The 20,437-nt window shown below is 47.5% G+C and carries 14 protein-coding genes, 1 tRNA gene and 1 pseudogene; 9 read left to right on the top strand and 7 right to left on the bottom strand.

Annotation, left to right across the window (positions count from 1 at the left end):
* Positions 1-39: 39 nt before the first annotated feature.
* A complete protein-coding gene (locus tag MO867_RS24025; RefSeq protein ID WP_373565895.1) occupies positions 40-573 on the top strand; it encodes a DUF817 family protein in 534 nt (177 codons plus the stop codon).
* Between the two features lie 729 nt (positions 574-1,302).
* On the opposite strand, the gene MO867_RS15365 is transcribed toward MO867_RS24025, so the two are convergent.
* Positions 1,303-2,250, bottom strand: a complete 948-nt coding sequence (locus tag MO867_RS15365) for a right-handed parallel beta-helix repeat-containing protein (protein ID WP_252470695.1) — start codon at positions 2,248-2,250, stop codon at positions 1,303-1,305.
* Positions 2,251-3,188: 938 nt separating this feature from the next.
* On the opposite strand from MO867_RS15365, the gene MO867_RS15360 reads away from it, so the two are divergent.
* From MO867_RS15360 to MO867_RS15335, 6 genes are all read left to right on the top strand, one after another.
* Entirely contained in the window at positions 3,189-5,405 is a 2,217-nt protein-coding gene (locus MO867_RS15360; RefSeq protein WP_252470694.1) for a M3 family metallopeptidase, read from the top strand.
* A gap of 495 nt (positions 5,406-5,900) precedes the next feature.
* Entirely contained in the window at positions 5,901-8,303 is a 2,403-nt protein-coding gene (locus MO867_RS15355; protein WP_252470693.1) for a TonB-dependent receptor, read from the top strand.
* Positions 8,304-8,404: 101 nt separating this feature from the next.
* Positions 8,405-10,420 carry a tetratricopeptide repeat-containing sulfotransferase family protein gene (locus MO867_RS15350; protein WP_252470692.1) on the top strand — a complete coding sequence of 672 codons (2,016 nt, stop codon included), beginning with the start codon at positions 8,405-8,407 and terminating at the stop codon, positions 10,418-10,420.
* Positions 10,421-10,729: 309 nt separating this feature from the next.
* Positions 10,730-11,074 (top strand): hypothetical protein, encoded by a 345-nt coding sequence (locus MO867_RS15345; RefSeq protein ID WP_252470691.1) that lies wholly within the window; start codon positions 10,730-10,732, stop codon positions 11,072-11,074.
* A gap of 17 nt (positions 11,075-11,091) precedes the next feature.
* Positions 11,092-11,316: a hypothetical protein gene (locus MO867_RS15340; protein WP_252470690.1), complete on the top strand. Its 225-nt coding sequence runs from the start codon at positions 11,092-11,094 to the stop codon at positions 11,314-11,316.
* A gap of 221 nt (positions 11,317-11,537) precedes the next feature.
* Complete coding sequence (locus tag MO867_RS15335; protein ID WP_252470689.1) at positions 11,538-12,233, top strand: PPC domain-containing protein; 696 nt, start codon at positions 11,538-11,540, stop codon at positions 12,231-12,233.
* A 149-nt stretch (positions 12,234-12,382) separates the two neighbouring features.
* On the opposite strand, the gene MO867_RS15330 is transcribed toward MO867_RS15335, so the two are convergent.
* The 3 genes from MO867_RS15330 to MO867_RS15320 form a co-directional block, all read right to left on the bottom strand.
* Positions 12,383-13,297: an alpha/beta hydrolase fold domain-containing protein gene (locus MO867_RS15330; RefSeq protein WP_252470688.1), complete on the bottom strand. Its 915-nt coding sequence runs from the start codon at positions 13,295-13,297 to the stop codon at positions 12,383-12,385.
* 267 nt (positions 13,298-13,564) lie between these two features.
* A complete protein-coding gene (locus MO867_RS15325) occupies positions 13,565-15,217 on the bottom strand; it encodes an amidohydrolase (RefSeq protein ID WP_252470687.1) in 1,653 nt (550 codons plus the stop codon).
* 116 nt (positions 15,218-15,333) lie between these two features.
* Complete coding sequence (locus MO867_RS15320; RefSeq protein WP_252470686.1) at positions 15,334-16,491, bottom strand: PQQ-dependent sugar dehydrogenase; 1,158 nt, start codon at positions 16,489-16,491, stop codon at positions 15,334-15,336.
* Between the two features lie 67 nt (positions 16,492-16,558).
* On the opposite strand from MO867_RS15320, the gene MO867_RS15315 reads away from it, so the two are divergent.
* Positions 16,559-16,759 carry a hypothetical protein gene (locus tag MO867_RS15315; protein ID WP_252470684.1) on the top strand — a complete coding sequence of 67 codons (201 nt, stop codon included), beginning with the start codon at positions 16,559-16,561 and terminating at the stop codon, positions 16,757-16,759.
* 41 nt (positions 16,760-16,800) lie between these two features.
* Here MO867_RS15315 and MO867_RS15310 read toward each other — a convergent pair whose 3' ends face one another.
* Positions 16,801-17,283, bottom strand: a complete 483-nt coding sequence (locus tag MO867_RS15310) for a hypothetical protein (RefSeq protein ID WP_252470682.1) — start codon at positions 17,281-17,283, stop codon at positions 16,801-16,803.
* A gap of 1,233 nt (positions 17,284-18,516) precedes the next feature.
* Between MO867_RS15310 and MO867_RS15305 the strand changes: the two genes are divergently transcribed.
* Positions 18,517-19,236 carry a class I SAM-dependent methyltransferase gene (locus tag MO867_RS15305; RefSeq protein ID WP_252470680.1) on the top strand — a complete coding sequence of 240 codons (720 nt, stop codon included), beginning with the start codon at positions 18,517-18,519 and terminating at the stop codon, positions 19,234-19,236.
* Between the two features lie 488 nt (positions 19,237-19,724).
* Here MO867_RS15305 and MO867_RS15300 read toward each other — a convergent pair.
* Together MO867_RS15300 and MO867_RS15295 are read right to left on the bottom strand one after the other, a co-directional pair.
* Positions 19,725-19,801: transfer RNA gene (locus tag MO867_RS15300), tRNA-Arg, on the bottom strand.
* Between the two features lie 300 nt (positions 19,802-20,101).
* Positions 20,102-20,356: pseudogene (locus MO867_RS15295) on the bottom strand (outer membrane beta-barrel protein); the annotation flags it as partial.
* Positions 20,357-20,437 lie beyond the last annotated feature (81 nt).

Raw genomic sequence — 20,437 nt, 5'->3', positions numbered from 1 at the left:
TTTAGACAAGATAATTACAGCCACCATTTAAGCTGATTTATATGGGACAGCCCTGATATCTTCGGTATTGGTAACGCGCCCCTGTTCACCGGTTTTATGTATAGCGCAGTTGGCAGTTATATTGCCAGGGTATGGAAAATCTTTGAATTTGAATACTCCCATTATCCCTTCAAGCCAGTCACCGTTTTTTTAGTGCTACTTATTTATATTAATTTTTTCACTCATCATTATACTTGGGATTTTCGCTGGGCTTTGCTGGCGGGCACAATAGTTATATTCCTTCGTACCAATATATACTTCAAGGTCATTGAGCGGCATCGCCACATGCCGCTTCTTTTGGGTTGGTTCCTGGTGGCCCTATTTATTTGGTTCGCTGAAAATATTGCAAATTTTGCAAATATTTGGATTTATCCCAACCAATCGGGCCAATGGGAGATGGTCTCCTTTGCAAAGCTGAGTTCCTGGTACCTACTAATGCTGCTGAGCTTTGTTTTAGTTTCACTGGTAAATACTGTGAAGGTTAGGGTGAGTGATTCCACTAGTTTGGCGGGGCGGCGTAGGTTAACTGGCTAGTCTACGCACTCGCTGTGAGGGGATTATGGCATTACAGGGTAGTTGATATAGCCGGCTTCACCGCCGGTATAAAAGGTGCTCGAGGAAGAACGCCCCAGATACAAGAATGCTCCCCCGTGCGCTGCAATAGGTAGCCGTTGTAGATGGATTGGATCTGAAGGCTGTCTGAAGGCGTTCCCGGATATAGAAATTCCAATTCTTTTAATGGTGCCTGTTTTAGGGGGCTAAAGGTAATAATCTAATCATATTTATATCTTGATCAATTTTGCGAGGCGTTTTGTGAGGCCGTTAGTAAGTTCTGGTTTATATCTCTAGGAGCCTATTTAGGGTTGGGAACCAGGTTGTGATATTGGGTGCGGTACTTATTTCATCGGGTACAATCGTATACATTGACGATGCTTATAGGCAGATTGCCTGGTTGGAATTGAGGTGGACGCCGTGCTTAGTGATACTTAAATGTAGCTATGAAGGGTGAATTTCTCGCGGCTAGCTGTCTGTAAGGGTAACTTACTTACTGAAAAATATTTGTTTTCTTGGTGGCGAGCTTGACATTTTACAGAGCTGTTATTTGAAATAATTTAACTGTACTGTTACAAATGCTTAAAATGATCCCCTTTGGTGAATTGAAAGAGGATCATCTGTTCGAAGTTACAATAAATTGAAGTTGTAATAGCGCCTAAGGGGCGTGACTTGCCAATTGTTCACCGCCCTGTGCAAAGGGGTGACCGGCTATTCCAGACAGGCCGGCTGGGAAGTTGAAAATGTATTGTTTTCCCATGTATTGTCTCCCGAGCAGTCAAAATCAACCGCATCAAATAAGTCGTAGGTATGGCCTAGTGATGTGTTGTTGGAGATAGTGTTGTTGGTTGGTTCTGCATCAAAAATAAAAATTCCATAGGTGCCATTATCTGAAACAGTATTATTGTTGATGACGTTGCTGGTACCCTGATCCAGATCGACCCCTCCATCATTGTTCGCGACGGTGTTTGAAAATATGGTGCCGAAGTTACCATCTACTTCAATACCGCTACTGCCATTATGGTGTGTATAATTATTGGTTACATTTGCAAAGGCCCCATCTATCTCGATGCCATCGTTGGCAGAACCTAAAACCTCATTAGAAGAAACGATATTGAAGTCTCCTGCAATCTCAATACCTTCATCACCTGCACCTTCTATGTAGTTAAAATTGACAACATTGTTATGCCCTGCGATATCAATACCTTCATCAGAATCCCAGTCATCACCAACAATTTCCATGTTGGTGACTACATTGTTGTTACTGTCGATGTAGACGGCATCGTCACCAAAATCGGTAATATAAACATTAGTGACAAAGTGTGAGCCATCCCCCCCTAAGGTGACAGCATCCCCGCAGCCAGTCACGGTTCCCCCGCTGAGCCGTGCGCCTTGGCCCAGTAAAACGATACCGCTCCCAAACGCACTGGTAGAGCAGGTAAGACTGTAATCCCCCATGGAAAGGCTGCCCCCAGGCCCTTCAATAACAATGGCTACCGAGTCTGCATCGGCAATGGGGCAAACCAAATTTGCATCCAGGGTCGTTGGTGTGGTGATTACGTCGCCACAGCTCACCAACTGTGCTTGAGAATTGGCGGCAATGCCCATCGATAAAAATGCGATAGCAGCACTAAGAGGTAAGATAGTTTTCTTTTGCATGAGTCTGTCCCTAACTATTAATCAGTTGATTGAGTTGTTTAATGTGTTAACTGAAAGCCAGATTTCCGGATAAATTATTGTGCCTGAAAAGAACACCTGCTTTTCGGTTGAATATTGCCCGATATATCTTGGTTAGTTAAATATTGTTTTGAAGTTTCGATAGAAATTTTTAATGGGAATGATTATAAAAAATCGTCTATGAGAATGGCATACCTTTAGGCGTTAAAACCGTTATTGCTTTTGTGTATTAAGATGGCTTGTTAATATTTCGCTCCTTTGGAGGTGCTGATTTATCTATCGTGTCTGATAGGAATTGTGAAAGATAAAATTTAATTTAACCGGTTGTGCTCGGTAAGGGGTTGTTAGTGATCCAGGTTTTCCGGTAATTATGTTTGGTAATAGACCGCTTTGTATTTATTTAATTACGATCGATTCCGTTGGAAGCTAAACGGTTAATTGTGTCGTGGGCTTGGTGATTTTTACGGGGATGATGGGTGTAATAGCGATCTGGAATTCTGAGTCTTAAAAAGAGTAAAGCGGCTGTGGGTCGGCGAAGTTGTGCAATGCTGAGGTGTGTAGGCACTTTGTCAGGTCTTGCGATTGCCAGGCAAGGATTGTGTTTTGTAATTGGGTTGATGTTTCTTGTTTGATGGCAAGCGACTGGGAAGAACTTGAATCGCTCCGCGATACCACATTTTGGTCGTTTATGTAGAAACGCAAAATGTATACACTTAAAAAGTCGGTATCTATTGATGCGGGTGACTGTATCGGGCTTTATTTCGACTATTTGGTCAATTAGCTGGGAAGTTGTCGCGTATTTCTTTCACTCTGCCGCAGTGGTGGCGGTAGCTAGCAGTTATATTGGCGGGTGCGGGCCGGTAGGGGTTAAACTCCGGCTCTTAAAACTATTACAAAGCTCTATCTTAGAGGAGATGCAAATGCGTCAGACAATGATCGCACTATCCGTAGCCGCTGCCTTGGCGGTCGTGGGCGGTTGTGGTGAAAAGGCACAGCAAGCTGAGGTTGCCAAAGATACCGTGAAAGCTGAAGAGTCTATGGCTGTCAGTTCAGAGCACGCCAGTAACTTGCTTCTGGCTGAGTGGACCGGTCCCTATAGTGGTGTACCTGCGTTTGACAAAATGAGTCTCAAGGATCTCAAGCCTGCGATCGAGCGGGGCATTGAGATGAACCTGGCTGAGCTGGAAGTAATTGCCGCTGACCCCGCCAAGCCGACTTTTGCCAATACTTTTGTACCGATGGAGCGCAGTGGTGCAGAGCTGGGCCGCGCATCTTCTTACTACGGCATCTGGGCCGGCAACCTGTCCTCTCCTGAATTCCGTAAAATTCAACAGGATCTCGCACCTGTCTGGGCTGATTATGAGTCCAAAATCTACCAGAATGCGGCTTTATTCAAGCGTATTAAGTCAGTCTACGATCAGCGCGAATCGATTGACTTGAATGCGGAGCAAAAGCGTGTTGTGGAGCTGGTATATACCCAGTTTGCAACCAATGGCGCCACAGTTGAAGGTGAGGCGAAAGAGCGCTACGCAGAAATTAATAAGCGCCTTGCAGAGCTCTACACCAAGTTCTCCAACAACGTGCTGGCGGATGAAGAAGGTTATGATATTTTCCTGAGTGAGGATCAGTTGGGTGGTCTGCCGGACTCCTTTGTTGCGGCAGCTGCTGCGATGGCGGAAGAGAAGGGCGAAAAAGGTAAATTTGCAATTACCAACAGCCGCTCCTCCATGGACCCCTTCCTGACTTACTCCGATAACCGCGAGCTGCGCAAACAGGTGTGGACCAATTATTACAGCCGTGGCGACAATGGAGATGAACACGATAACAATGCCATCATCGCCGAGATTTTGAAACTGCGTGATGAGCGTGTTGGCCTTCAGGGCTTCGATAACTACGCGGAATGGCGTCTGCAGGATCGCATGGCGAAATCCCCTGATCGCGCAATGGCGTTGATGGAAGCGGTATGGCCGGCAGCCGTTGCCCGGGTGAAGGAAGAAGTGGCGGATATGCAGGCTGTGGCGGATGCTGAGAAAGCCAATATCACCATTGAGCCCTGGGACTACCGTCACTATGCGGAAAAAGTACGCAAAGCCAAGTACGACCTGAATTCAGATGAGGTTAAGCAGTACCTTCAATTGGATAACCTGCGCGAGGCAATGTTCTATGTGGCTGGCGAATTGTTCAACTTTGAATTCACCCCGGTGAAAGAGGGGTCTGTACCGGTGTTCCACGAAGACGTTAAAGTCTGGGAAGTAACCGACAAGACCAGCGGTGAGCACATTGGCCTTTGGTACTTGGACCCGTTTGCTCGCGCGGGTAAACGCTCCGGTGCTTGGGCCACTATGTACCGCGATCACTCCACCTTTGATGGCAAGAAGAATGTCCTTTCTTCCAACAACTCCAACTTTATCAAGGGCGCGCCAGGCGAGCCTGTACTGGTAAGTTGGGATGATGCGGAGACCTTCTTCCACGAGTTCGGCCACGCACTGCACTTCCTTGCGTCCAATGTGACCTATCCGACTCTGAATAGTGGTGTGCGCGACTACACCGAGTTCCAGTCCCAGCTTCTGGAGCGTTGGTTGTCCACCGATGCAGTGATCGATAACTACCTGGTGCACTACAAAACCGGAGAGCCGATTCCTGCAGACCTGGTTGCCAAGATCAAAAAGGCTGCCAAATTCAATCAGGGCTTTGCGACGACTGAATATCTGGCGTCCGCGCTGATAGATATGAAGTTCCACACCGCCGATCCTGAAGGGATTGATCCGGATAAGTTTGAGCGTGAAACTCTGGATAAGCTGGGCATGCCAAAAGAGTTGGTAATGCGTCACCGGACGCCGCACTTTGGTCATATTTTCTCTGGTGAAGGTTACTCAGCCAGCTACTACGGCTATATGTGGGCCGATGTACTGACGGCCGACGCCTCGGAAGCTTTTGCCGAGTCCAAAGGGGGTTTTTACGATAAGGATGTGGCAGCCAAGCTGGTGAAGCATCTCTTTGCACCGCGCAACGCAGTAGACCCCGCTGACGCCTACCGTGCTTTCCGTGGCCGTGATGCCAATATTGAAGCGCTGATGCGCGATCGCGGTTTCCCGATATCGGAGAAGAAAGCGGGTACTGTCGCCGTTAAGAACTGATCGATTGTCTCAATCTTAAGTTCAAAAAAGCCGCGTCATTGGATGCGGCTTTTTTGTTGGGTGGTATTTCTTCACTGGCTTCTTGCGCCAGCTTAGCATCCGTCGGCGCTTTTTTTGGGTATTTCTGACAGCTCTCCTGCAATTTTAGCCAGCTTATTAATTATTTGACCTCAAAATATTACATCCCTAAAAACTGCCGACAAGTAGAATGAGGTTGCAGGCCTAATTTTACAGCAGTTATTGGGTAAAAATTGTACAAACTTTATCTTTACAAGAATTCTGTATAGAATTCCGCACAAATTTTGTACCGGTGACCTCATTTCCCCGCAATTAAGCCCCTCTTCGTTGATTAGACCCGTTTGTAATGAAGCTAAATCAACACTGTCTCTCGCGACAAATAATTACAGCACTAAGTAAATGGCGGCTGATGTAGGGGGGGCCATTCTCTGGTCTTGGGTGTTGGGTAAAAATCAAAATAGACGCAAGGAGATCTCTGTGTTTGAGAAAAGCAAACTACACTGCGCCATTCTGGCGACCAGTGCGGCGGTATTGGGTGGCCAGCCGGCATTCGCTGAATCCCGGCAAATTGAAGAAGTAACAGTGACGGCGACCAAGCGTGCCGAAAGCGCTCAGGATATCCCGGTGACGGTGCAGGCCCTCGGCGAGGAGAGCTTGGAGAACCTGAATGTCTCAAACTTTGATGACTATATCCGCTTTATGCCGAATGTGACTGCCGGTGGTCGTGGGCCGGGGCAGTCGTCCATCTATATCCGCGGTATGGCCACTGAAACCATTGCGACCCAGCTGTCTCAAGCCAATGGTACTGCGCCGAATGTTGCGCTCTACCTGGACGAGTCGCCGGTAAGTATTGGCGGCAGGAACCTGGATGTCTACGTCACAGATATTGAGCGGGTTGAAGTCCTTAAAGGCCCACAGGGCACCCTGTTTGGTGCCAGCTCACAGGCCGGAACCGTGCGCCTGATTACCAATAAGCCGCAGTTGGACGAGTTTGATCTCAGACTCGAGGCCGGATTGGCAACCACCAAAGATGGTGATCTGTCCGATAGCCTGGAGGCCATGATCAATCTCCCTCTTATCGAAGATAAGCTAGCCCTGCGTGTGGCCGCTTATCAATCCAATGAGGGGGGGTATATCGATAATGTGGCCGGCACCTATACGCCGGATGCGGCAGTTAACTCGGCTTGGGAAGGTCTGCCTGTTGAGAGCGCCTCCAATGAGGATCTTGTAGAGGAAGACTTCAATGATTCCAGCTACAAGGGTGTCCGCCTGGGGGTGAATTATGTGATCAATGACGATTGGTCACTGTTGCTTCAGCACACCCATCAGGACCTGGAAGCGGATGGGGTGTTTGACCACGATCCAGAAGAAGTCGGCGATCTGGAAGTGCGTCGCTTTTTCGAGGACTCCCTGGAAGACAGCTTCGACCTGACAAGCTGGACCCTGGAGGGCCGTATAGCCGCTTTGGATATTGTATACACCGGAGCTTACCTCGACCGCGAGGTGGAGCAATCCATGGATTACACCGGTTATAACGATGTGGGCAACTACGTGGCCTACTACACCTGTAACTACGTTGATGCCTGTTACGATCCGGCTAAAGGATATGTCGGGACCGTTGAAAATACCCGTACCAGCCATGAGTTGCGCCTCACTACGCCGCAGGAATACCCGCTGCGACTGACGGTCGGCGCTTTTTACGAGGATGTCGAAATCCTTGATCGTGGCAATTTTGTTTACTCGTCAATGATCGACCTGGGCTTTCCGCAGAATTATCCGCGCGGCTGGTCCCCGGACTCTACCGACCCGGTACAATCCACGGCGATAGACTCCAGTGCGCGCCCAGCCGGGGTGGCCTTCTTTAACGATATCACCCGACAGGAAGAGCAATTAGCCTTTTTTGGCGAGCTGACTTACGACATTAATGACCAGCTCAGCGCCACGGTCGGCCTGCGTCATTACGATATCGATGTGAAACTGCTGGGCTCCGCCAACTCCTCATTTGGTAATGCGGGCGGGATCGATGTAGACATGTACGGAGATAACCTGGACTCCAAGTGGCAGGAAGCTGGAATTGATGTGCCGATGAATGAGAGCGGTGTAATCTCCAAATTCACCCTCAGCTATACGCCTAATGATGATGTACTGCTTTACGCAACTTACTCTGAAGGCTTCCGCCCCCCCGCATATAATCGTGGCGGCGGTAACGGCAATGAAGCAACGGTTGTGCCTTATACCATTACCACCGATACCGTTGACAACTATGAAGCTGGCTGGAAAACCACCCTGCTGGATCAGAGTCTGCAATTTAACGGTAGTGTCTACTTCGTGGAGTGGAGTGATATTCAAACAGCGGTGTTCGATCCAGATGTCTACTTCCTGTTCTACCTGGAAAACGCCCTGGACGCGGAAATACGGGGTATTGAGGCCGATGTCACTTGGTTGCCAACCGAGAACCTCCAGTTGATCGGTGCCGTGTCTTACAACGATACCGAGATTACCAGTGCGCCCGACAGTGCGGTGAATGTGGCTCCAGAGGGGAGTGAGTTGGCTTTGTCACCGCCACTGCAATTGAATTTGCGCGCCCGCTATGAGTGGGAATTACTCGGCTTAGATGCATACTGGCAGACCGGTATCTCCTATAGTGACGAAGCCTGGAGTTCTATCGTGATTGAGCCGAATGATCGCTACAAACAGGATGCCTACACGACTGTGGATGCGTCTTTCGGTCTGCGCGAAGCGCACTGGGGTACGGAACTCTATGTTGAGAACCTGACCGACGAGCGCGCGGAGTTGTTTATCAACACCTTAGATAATTCGAAGCGTATTACCACCAACCGCCCCCGCACATTGGGTGTGCGCGTTACCTACGACTTCTGACCGCCAGCCCCTCTCCATTATGGGCGGGGGCATAATTTTCGGCCCGCCGGGTGCGCCAGTTGTGCATCCGGTTGTATTTACGGTTTAGTGAGATATATTTTTTGTCCTCCCAATCTGAATCCTCTCAATCACAAAAAAACCAAGCCCAACTTGCGCAAAAAACTCGGAGTGCCCTCAAGGCTGAGGATTATTCCACTGCCACCGCGATGGCAAAAAAGCAGGTGGAAGACTATCCGGAAGATTGCGAGAGTTATTATCTGTTGGCTGTGAGCTTGAGATATTCGGGTGATGTTGGCGGGGCCCAGGCAGCCATCACACGATTACTGAGCCTGGATATAAAGCATGCTCGAGCATATCAGGAGCAGGGGCATAACTTTGCAAAGCAGGGCTGTTTACCGGAGCAGGTCGAGTCCTACCGTCGCGCGGTGGAACTGAATCCGGCACTGCATGCCAGCTGGAAGGGATTGGCTTTGGGGTTGCGTACGCAGGGCATAGAGGCCGAAGCTCTCCAAGCTTTACATCAGTTCCAGCAATTGCAAACCGTGCCACCAGTACTGCTCAGTGCGGCAAGTTTGATGTATGAAAAAAAATTGCTTAAAGCAGAGCAGCTTTGCCGGAGCTATTTACAAAAAAATAAGCATCACCCCGAAGCCATGCGTTTACTGGCGTTAATCGGTGCGGAACTGGGGGTGCTCGACGATGCGGATTTTTTGTTGGAAAGCTGCCTGGAAATGAATCCCGATTTTCATCAAGCGCGTTTCGACTATATTGGGATACTACGAAAACGTCAGAAGTTTGCCGCAGCTTTGCAGCAGGCTAGTCTTTTGCGCACCGGACAGGGCGGACAACAGAGCGATATTCTTTTCGCCACCCAAAGTGCGATGGTTGGAGATTATCAAGCCGCTTTGCAAATCTATGATCAGATCATTGTTGAGTCCCCAGAATTACATGGCGTGCAGTTGCAGCGCGGACATGTTTTAAAGACAGTGGGTGAATCGGCCCGTGCGATCGAAGCTTATCAGGCTGCATACCGTGCCAAGCCAGATTTTGGCGACGCCTATTGGAGCTTAGCCAATATGAAAATCTACCGCTTTGGTGATGACGAAATCGCCAAAATGCGGGAATTACAAGGTCTGGCAGCTACTGCCAGGGTTGATCGTTACCACCTCTGCTTTGCGCTAGGAAAAGCGCTGGAAGATCGTGCGGATTACGCGGCATCTTTTTCCTGGTATGAACAAGGCAATGCATTAAAACAGGAAGAATGCCAATACAGTATTGAGGACAATCGTCGGGATATCGACTTAGAGATTACTCACTGTACGCCAGAATTGTTTGATAAAAATCCCGTTTCTGGCTTTGATGTGCCCGACCCCATTTTTATTGTGGGCCTGCCCCGTGCCGGATCCACATTGTTGGAGCAGATACTCGCCTCCCATCCTCAGGTGGATGGCACTTTTGAGTTGCATAATATTATCGCGTCTGCGCGCCGCCTGGACGGCCGCCGCCGCACGGCTGAGGGCGCTCGCTATCCTGCGGTTCTGCATGATTTAACCGCCGATCAGCTAGAGCAAATAGGGCGGCGTTATATCGAAGAAACCGCAATACATCGTGGCAAATCGTCATTATTTATCGACAAGATGCCCAATAATTTTCGCCATATCGGCCTGATTCAGCTGATACTTCCCAGCGCAAAAATTATCGATGCCCGCCGCCACCCCATGGCCTGCTGCTTTAGTGGATTTAAACAATTATTTGCTGAGGGTCAGGAGTTCACTTATGGTCTGGGGCAGATGGGCGAATACTACCGGGACTATGTGCGGCTGATGGGTCACTGGGATAAGGTGTTGCCTGGAAAAGTATTGCGTGTGCAGTACGAAGCGGTAGTAGAAGACCTTGAAGGGCAGGTGCGCCGACTGTTGGATTACTGCGACCTTCCCTTTGCCGAAGAGTGCCTGCAATTCCACCGCACCGAGCGAGCCGTACGTACCCCCAGTGCGGAACAGGTACGCCAACCTATTTACCGTAGCGGCACAGATCAGTGGAAGCACTTTGAGTCCAAGCTGGAGCCCTTGCGAATGATTCTGTCTGAGGCGTTGAAGCCCTACTCGGTGTCTTAGGTAGAGCGACCGCCGAGGGTCGACCTTCCGGCATCGGCCTGCGCCGGCGTGATGAGTGTTTTACATTTCCCCATCCTCATTTCGGTGAAAGCCGGAGTCCCGTCATAGTTGGTTGGGCTTGGAGGGCGGCTTTTATCCATGTGATAAAGGCAGGTTTGTATTTTTTCGCATGAAGCGAAATTTATAAGATGTCAAATTTGGGGAGCATTAATTTTTTCAGGGTATCTGGTGCGAAGTATAATTTTGACTTTCGGACCATTCATTATTACAGTGACTATGACTTTTTGTCTATTATGCATTATTCCTCTTATGCGTATGCTAATAATGGACAAGCGGCAATTGTTCCGAAAAATGGTTATGCATATCGATCTGGGTGGTGGCGATCAGGTTGGTGTGGCCTCACACTACGGTGCGGTGAATATCAGTATTCCAGAATTGGCATTTAAATCTTATTTGCCGACATATTTTGATACAGATGGCGATGATGAGATTAATACACTGGAAGCCGCAAAGGTTGAGGAGATTCGCACACCGGGAAATGGCGAAATACAATCGCTTGAAGGTATCCGTTTGTTTCGAGATCTGAAATACTTGACTGCTGCAAATGAAAAGTTAACTGCGATAGCTGAGCTGCCTAAACGATTGGAAGCTTAAATCTGTCAGGTAATTACTTGGATGCCGTAAAGTTTGAGTGGGCAGTAGATAAACTTTTTATAAAAAATCTAGACGTTACAGATAGCTTGTTGGATGTATATTCATGTGAAGCGCACTCAAATATTAGCGGTGTGTTAGACGGGGGAAATATCCAATTTAGCCCGGTTAAGGGTGGTGGAGCGCCAGCCTGTGATGCAGGGGCAGAGTTAACGCTTATTTATAAAAAACAAGAGCCGATCTGAGAAGTAAAGGTGAAAAAACGTTCCATATCGATGTACCTGAAAATGCTTTGAATTTGGTGGTCCAAACAGAGGAATCAGGAATTGAAGTTGGCAGTGAAATGGATGTATATGTTGCTTATGATTATCAACGCAGCACGACGGACTATGATTTCAAGTCTGAAAATGGAGGTAATGTCGAATACATATAAGTGGTATTAACTGACTCAGGTCGCTGGTACGTAATGCTATCACCGGTTGAATGCAGTTTTGAAGGTGTGGATTTAACCACGACAGTCTTTTTGGATGAAGAGCAAGGCAAAGAAATCATTAATAATCAACCGGTTAGCGGGTTGTCCGCCAATACTGGTGAGGCATTATATTATTCTATGATTGTCCCGGAAAGTGCCGTTGACCTTAATTTTGAAATGGGTGGCGGCGGTGGAGATGTCAATCTGTATGTGCGCTTTGGTGATAAGCCCACTGAGCCTGTCTATGACTATCGTCCGTTTTTAGGTGGCAATGAAGAAACTGTTTCAATTGTGAATTCAAGGATGGGTGTTTGGCATGTCATGCTGATGGGGTATACGGACTTCGAGCAGGTTTCTTTAATGGAGTCTTTTGGGGGGTTATCATCTGAATCCTTAAACCCCGATGAGACAGTTGAAGATTTGGGTGGCAAGGTGGGTGAGCAGCGAAACTTTAGGGTTCAAGTGCCAGAAGGGGCTGCCGCACTTTCAATAACAACTGGATCTTCATTTATTAGTTCAGCTGGCGATACAGGCCTGTATGTCAACTTTGGTGAACCGGTTTCTAGTTTGCACGCTGAATACACATCTAAAAATTGGAGCAGCAATGAAACCATTGATGTGAGCGAGCCCCAAGCGGGTATTTGGTATGTGACTGTTCATGGCTACTCTGATTTCGAGCGTGTCTGGTAGAATGTTGCTTACTGAAAGAGGAGCTGATAGCAGTCATGCGGCTGGTAGAGCTCTTTGGTACCGAATGGCTCTACTTCCTGTTTTATCTTTGACGTTAAATAATATAGTGAGCCTAAGCCTCGCTTGAGCCCCCATAGTATTGTCATAGTTTAATCGGTCGCTACACTTAAAGTGTCGGCGCATTTTTGTTGGGGCTGAGTGTCTCCATTTTTTAGTATTTTAGCTATGTCAGGGCTCAATTTTTTGAGGAAGTCATCAATGCTAGCCGTATAGCAGGCGTCTTTCCCAAGTTCTGAATTAATTTCTCCATGAGAGAGATCTATGGGTATTATTGCTGCATAAGCTCCAAGTTTTTTGGCTTTGTCAGTGAACGTTTTAGCTTGCGTACATGCATCATCGCTTCGTAGTGAGCATATTGCTAAAAACGGAGGGATTTTGTCACTGAGGATATGGAATGGAGATGCTTTTACCCAATAGTTGGAATCGTTGCCAAATTTCTCTATGTAAAACCCAGAAGGGTTTTCGCCGGTTGCTTTTTTCACGATGTCGTAACCAGAGATGTCCAGTGAAATAGTGCCCAGCCAAGGGGTTATTCGATCCTTCGTGATGGCTTTATAATTGGATGATATCAGGGAAACCAAGTGAGCTCCTGAAGAGTGCCCCATCAAAATAAATTTGTCAGAAGAACCTCCCCATTCACGTGCGCCTTCTTGGGCGAAAAGCAATGCTGCTTCTATGTCTTTTGCCTGTTTGTCCGGTTTGATTTTTGGTAGAGTCCGATAATTGGTAGATATGAAGATAAATCCTTTACCGACCCAGTGAGCAACCTTGTTTTCAAATTCCGATTTATTTGCTTTATCCCCTCCACTCCAGGCGCCGCCATGTACCATGAATATTACTGGAGCATTTTTTGCTTTGGTAGGAATGTAAACATCTAGGGCCTGGTCTGTATCTTGACCATACGGAATATCAGGTAATATTTTAATGCCAGAGGGAAGTGAATAGGTGTTTGATGTGATCATAACTAACAATAAAAACGTGAATAATTTTTCGTGAGAAAACATAATAAATTCCTTTATGGCTAACCCAGTCACATGGTCGGATAAGCTTATTTTTGAGTCCGGCATTTTGGTATTCAACTTATCGATGATTGTTATTTTTCCGTATTTATCCTTGACAAGTCTAAATAATTGAATTTTTGTAATGTGTTTTATCGATACCCTTTTTTATGGGAGTGATTGGGGGATGTTTTGACTGGCGAGGTTGGATACCGGCTTTCACCGGTATGATGTGTGTTTACTATCGTTCTTATGGTGAGGATCGGTGCTGGATTATAAGGCTTTACGGTAAACTCTTTCCCCTTCAACCCAAGTTTCTAATACCTGTGCCTGCCAGACTTCTTGGGGGTTCATCTCAAAAATATTCCTGTCTAGCAAAATAAAATCAGCGAATTTTCCAGGTTCGAGGGTGCCGATTACCTGTTCTTGATGGCTGGCATAGGCGGCGTCGAGGGTGAAGGCACGCAGGGCTTGCTCTAAGGTCATTGCTTCTTCAGTGCGCCAACCTTTGCTGGGGTTGCCCTGGCGGTCTCGGCGGGTGATAGCTGCATGGAGGCCGAAGAGGGGGTTAGCGGGCTCTACCGGGAAATCGGATCCGGCGGCAATGGGGGTACCTTGTTTCAGTAGTGTCTTCCAGGCGTAGGCGCCTGTCAGGCGCTCTTCGCCCAGGCGGTCGCCGGCCATATTTTTATCACTGGTAGCGTGGGTGGGCTGCATGGAGGCGATTAGATTGAGCTGAGTGAAGCGGGGTATATCCTTTAGTTCAATGACTTGGGCATGTTCTACACGGTGGCGGTGTTCCTTCTGGCTCTTTGCTTTGTTCAGGGTCTCCAGATGATTCAGCACTATATGGTTAGCTCTGTCACCAATCGCATGTACGTTAACCTGGAAATTATTGTCGGTGGCCAATTTGAGTAGCGCTAACATTTTTGTTTCAGGGTAGAGCAGTAGTCCTTTCTCCCGAGGGCGGTCATGGTAGGGTTCGATGAGTGCTGCACCTCGGCTGCCCAGGGCGCCATCGGCTGACAACTTGATACTGCGCATATAAAGGCGTTTTGCGGGGGTGCCAATATGGCCGGCGCGCAGCAGCTTGGCGTAGTTGTGGCTGTCTACCGAGAGCATGGGGTAAACCCGTATGGGGATGGCATCTTCCACGGCCAGTTGACTGTAAGCGTTGAGAGTTTTTTCGTTAATGCCCGCATCATGAACGCTGGTGAGGCCGAGCGTGAGCGCTTTGGAAAACGCATTTTGCAGTGATTTTTTTTCTTGGGTCAGGGTAGGGCTGGGGATTGCTTTTTGAAGCAAACTCATCGCATTGTCAATCAGTATACCTGTGGGCTTCCCTTTGCTATCCCGAAGAATTTCACCGCCCTCTGGAGCCTGGGTATTCTTGCTTATGTTGGCCAATTGCAAAGCTTTGGAGTTAGCCCAGCCAGCATGGCCGTCTACCCGCCGCAACCAGATAGGGTGGTTGAGCTCCAGGGTGTCCAGTTGGGCACGGGTGGGGAATTGCTTACCGGGCCAAGTGACTTGGTTCCAGCCTCGCCCAAGGAGCCATTCTCCGGGCTCCAGGCTTTTGGCGTGTTGCTTGATGGACTGCAGGGTGTCCTTAAGGGATTGGTCACGCAGGTCCAGCATAGTGTTGAGTTGGCCGAGGCCCAGCATATGCCCATGGGCATCGACCAGCCCTGGCAGCAATGTTTTCCCGCCAGCATCGATTTTTTTTGCTTTGGGGTACTTTATGTCCAGTGCTGTAAGATTACCGGTCTCCAGTACTTTTCCCTGGTCAAAGGCCATAGCACTGAACTGAAGGAGAGCAGTATCGGTGGTTTGATAGCCTGAAAAATTATGGATTACCGTGACCGCTTGAGTGCTGATGGCGGTGACGGCGAGGAGTCCTGCTGCCAGGATGCGGGAGAGTCGCATGGTGGAAAGCCTTTTTGTTTTAATAGTCCCCTATTCTATGGCGGCTTAACGCCTGATGAAAAGAAGGTATCGGGGGGCTTGCAAGCCCCCCGCTTAGCGAACCCTGGTTGAGCCTATTAATTGGGATCCACACGCAACAGTTTACCTTGTGGTCCATCGGTAAGGATGTAGAGTGTGCCATCTGCGCCGACTTCCGAATCGCGAACTCTTTCACCAACTACGATACGTTGCTCGCCGGTAAGAGCATCGCCTTCTGGATCAATTACCCGAAGGTCATGGGTCACCAGACCCGCTGAAAGAAGGTAACCGCGCCATTGAGGGAAGGCTTTGCCAGTGTAGATAGTGAGCCCACCGGGAGCGTGTGTATCAATCCAGGCGAGAATAGGAGACACAAATTCCGGGTCGGCAATTTTGAAAGCAATATTTGAGCCGTCGCGATAGTCCCTCCCAAACGTGACTCGTGGCCAGCCAAAATTGCCGCCTTTTCTTAGCTGATTCAGTTCATCTCCTGCAGCGGGGCCGTGTTCATTGGACCAGACTTGCTGAGTGCCGGGATCAATAGCGAGCCCCTGGGGGTTGCGATGGCCAAAGCTCCAAATTTCAGGGAGAGCACCTTTAGTTTGAATAAAGGGGTTGTCATCGGGTACCGAGCCATCCGGCTGGATTCGGATTACCGAGCCGAAGTGCGTTTGTAGATTTTGCCCCTGTTCGCGAGCAAAAATATCCAGGAAGTCCTGGGGAGGGTTACCACCATCGCCGATGGTCGCCAAGAGGGTTCCATCTGCCAGAAAGCCAAACCTCGAACCAAAGTGCCTATCGTTTGTCTTGCCTTGAGCGGCTTTAAATATCTCTTCAAAGTCTGCCAAGTTTCCGTTCTTCCATTTACCCCGTCCAATAGCCAACCGGTTGCTCTGCGTATTCCCAATGGAGTAACTGAAATAGAGTAGGTTGTCGCTTGCGAAATTAGGACTGGCCGCTACGTCCAGTAGCCCACCTTGGCCTTCGAAATAAACCTGGACAGGAAAAGCTATGGGGTCGGACAGATCACTCTCTTTAATGGTACGGATTTTGCCATTGCGCTGAGTGATCACTAAAGTGCCATCGGGCAGTAGTGCTATTCCCCACGGATATTCAATAGGGCCAGCCACTTGGCTCAGTTTCACATTGTCAATAATGGGGATAGCGCCGCGGGATATCCGTGTTTCAGCAAAACTGCTGCCAATCAGTATCAAGCAAGCGAGTACAGCCGCGGCCGCAATTGAGATCCTTCTCACTTTACCTCCTGTGGATAGTAAGTTGGGAATTGGTGGTTAACATAAGGGGAATTCTAAGAGTATATCAATGGTCGAAGTATCCGTAGTGGAGGTGGAGCTTGAGGCGTCATTTGAAAAGAGTTTAAGCGATTTTTTGGGGGCATCGATGGATCTTTTAAATAAAATATTAAGGGTGTATGTACCGACGATTGGATCTTTAATCATCGAATATTCTGCAGAGGGAGAATTTTCGCTGGGTAACTGTCGCAGAATTTCGCTTTACAGGTAGATTAACTGTAGAAGAGCGAAGTGAATCGGGTTGATGAGGGTTTAATTACGACCTCTCAGTTTATTAAATAGCTTAAGCCAAAAAGTTGTGTTGGTAATCAACCACAGGCCAATGAACAATTGAAACAACAGGCCAATTGGCCACATTAAGCTGGACATTGAGGCATCTATGGTGCTTGGAATAAATGAGAGTGATCTTGGTAGATAGGCTAGAGAGTTGACTACAAAATAAAGGCCCGCAATTTGGAATAATATTGCTTGGGTGTCTTTGCTCAAAGCGTTTTCCGGATCAGATTTTGTACGCGTCAAAATAGAGGTTGCCGATTTGTTGATTAGAAATACGGCGGCTAAACCAACAATAAGGAAGGTCCCAATTAATCCGACATAAGCGGTTATTGGGATTTCCCGCTGCTGGTATTTTTGTACGCTGGTGAAAATTAAAATTAGGGTTGGAAGGTTTATAATAAGTTGAATTAGAAGCCATATTGCCAGTAATCTTAGCGCAACTGCCGTTACTTGCTGCATAAGCGTGGTTGTCCTTATGGTGTCGGTCGCACAATTTATGGCGAGTCTAGGGTATGATTGTAACCTTGGGTATTATGTCTGTCTTCTTAGCCGCATGAAACTGTCCGAAGTATTTTTATAGGTATTGAGTAGGTTGTTTGTTCTGGCCAGGGAAAATCATAAGGATGTCAGTTGTTTGAAGTTAAAATGGCTTGAATTGATCTCTTGTATGTAGGTAAAATTCAGTAGTTCTTTGGTTTCAGGTCGGGGAATAGTTATGGGGTATATCCGTTTCTCAGTTGTGCTACTACTCTCTGATCTATCTGGCTTAAATAATATTTATAATCTATGCGAGCCCCCAATTCTGGATGAGTTCTAGCTTGAGAAAAATCTCTGGGTTTAGTCCCTGTGGTTTTTATGCTTGGTATTATTTTAGCTGAGCTATCCCGGGGTGAGAGGTGTGCTTTCACCTGAAAAGAAATTGTCGAGGGGAGGGTGTTAAGAGTTGAAGTCACCCTATAAAATGATAGTGCTGCCCTATTGTTCCCTCCCTTTCTTTCATCGGATGATTAATGCCAAATATTTAGAGGTGGATGTTAGTATTGATACTGTAATTCTGATATCTATATTTTATGGTACGAGAGAGCCTATTGGTAAGTTTTAGTCACACTGGTATCGGATATTGCATGTTGTGCGGAGGTTGAAATTAGAAATACTTCAGAGGCAGGATATTTGGCTAAGTAACCATCTTGATATGTATTGGGTCATAGGAAGCGTGCGCTGATGGGGTAGCGTGTAGTGCAGCTGGTACAAGGAGTTCGGGAGTGGGGTTCCCTTCTCCTTGGTTGCGAGATTGTGGTTGACGTCAATATCCAAGGCTTTACGATCGGCTGGATCGCAGCTGGTTGTTGGGTATACTTTCCCTTCGTATCGACGACAAATTCCAGCAGGCATTAATCAGACAGTGGTTCAAAGCGGCAATGAAAAATTTAGCAAATCAGAATCAAGGACCCCGTAAGAAAGCGTGATTCGTCGAATATCTGCCAACATCTATTCGCATTGCGTTCCGGATTTGTGCTTCGAAATGCCACCTAGGGTATATAAACGCAGTATACTTACTAGCTGATATTGGGCGCGCGTTTTACGTAAGCAAATTTATAGCTGAGGGCCGGATGCGGTAGTTCCGTACGTTTGGGGCTGGGTAGGGGTAGCCCGGGTATCCGGCTGTCAGGTCATTACTAGTTTGAGGGTAGTATGCATATTGAGTTGCAAGAAATGCTGAAGAAGAACCCATGCAGTGGTTATATTAGATATCATATGCCACGGTATGTGTCTCTTTTTGATACTGTGTGTAATTATTATAACAATGAAATCTCTATTCTTGATATCGGTAGGTCACCATTTACTGAAGCTCTGATTTCCAGGTTTAGAGCTGTTGATTCTTTAGGGTTTGATTCTGAAAAAAGCTCTAACAGAGGGGATCATTATAATTTTGACTTGAATAATTGCCGAGATACAGAGCTATGGCGTAAAGACTTACCGAAATATGATGTGGTAGTGTTTTCTGAGGTTATTGAGCATCTATATATATCGCCCAATCAAGTGTTGGCATTTCTCAATGCTATTTTAAAGAAAGGTGGGGTTCTTTTGCTTCAAACTCCGAATGCGGTTGCACTTCATAAAAGGGTGAGGATGGTTTTCGGAAAAAACCCCTATGAATTAATAAGAGAAAACCATAAGAATCCTGGCCATTATAGAGAGTATACTTATTCCGAATTAGCCTCCTATTTGAAAAATAGCGGATTTAAAATCGAACACTTTATCTATGAAAATTATTTCGACTACCAATACTCTGATCATTCCGATAGTAGTCGGCTGATAAAAGATGTGAAGAGAAAGGCCTTTAATTATATTTTTTCTGTATTGCCCTCCTCATTAAAGCCAGGCATGTTCTTTTGCGCTAGAAAAATGTAACCAGTGCTTGTATTTTACCCAAGTGACGTATATTTTGTCCATAATTATACAGTCATATCAGCAGTCCTCGAAGTGGAAATGTGTGAATGCTCGGAATAGAACGATGCTTCGTATTGAGAATCCGGAAGCAGCCCAAATAAATATTTGTGAATTGTGAATTGTGAATTGTGAATTGTGAATTGTGAATTGTGATGTTGATGGTGACGTAGTGAGGCCTGTCAGTAAGGGTGGGAATAAGCGGCTGGGAACCAGCGCTAATTAACTGCTGCCAGCTATAAAACTGGTTCGAATGATTGCGAGTCAGCAATTTGGAAGGAGGGGGCTTGCGGGTGAGGGAGCCGATTAGTCAACTGTAGCCGGCCAGGATTTTTCGCTGGCGTACGGGTGTGGCAGCTAGAGGGCGTCTGGAAGGTGCAAGCTAGATTGCCGCATTCAATTGGTATCACAACAAAAAAGGCCTGCACCTTTCGATGCAAGCCTTTTGTATGTGGCGCGCTCGGGAGGATTCGAACCTCCGACCGCCTGGTTCGTAGCCAGGTACTCTATCCAGCTGAGCTACGAGCGCGTTACGGGTGCGGATATTATAGATGCGACCGATGTAAGTCAACCACTCTCTAGGAAAAGCCTTAAAAATCATTGCCTTGGCTAAACTTTGTACGCTTGGGCCCACCTCTGTCAAGATGCGGCGGTAATATGGGGGTTGGCGCTATACGCTTGGTACTTCCACGAGGCTACGGCGGTATAGGCTGCCAATGCCGATGGCGATGGCGATGGTATTGAAGAGTGACTTAAGGTGATGGGGGGGGCAGAAAGATGAGGGTGTTTGCATGGTGCCTGCTTGCTCAGGAGCCCCTTTGGGGTCGGCCTAGAAGCGAGTCTCTAGTGACAGATGCAGCCCACTTATTTTGAGGGTATCGTTATCGATGTTCTTCCATTGCAGCTTGCCTGCGAAGCGATCGGTAAAATCATATTTCACGCCGATGCCGTAGGCCAGGTCGAAGTCGTCTTCGCTGGATCGGTTTACCACTTCAGGATATATAGAAACGGTACCGGGTGGGAATCTGAGTTCGCTGTCAATACTGGTATAGGTAAGGCCGAGGTAGGCGCTCATGGTAACCCTGTCGAGTGCCGGGTAATGAAATACGGGCTAGATTGCCAACATAAGCGACACACGCTTACCCACTAGAAATTCCAGCGGGCT

Source organism: Microbulbifer okhotskensis (genome assembly GCF_023895975.1).
GTDB classification, from domain to species: domain Bacteria; phylum Pseudomonadota; class Gammaproteobacteria; order Pseudomonadales; family Cellvibrionaceae; genus Microbulbifer; species Microbulbifer okhotskensis.
Note: the sequence above shows the minus strand (reverse complement) of the source record. Positions and strands in the feature narration are given on the sequence as shown.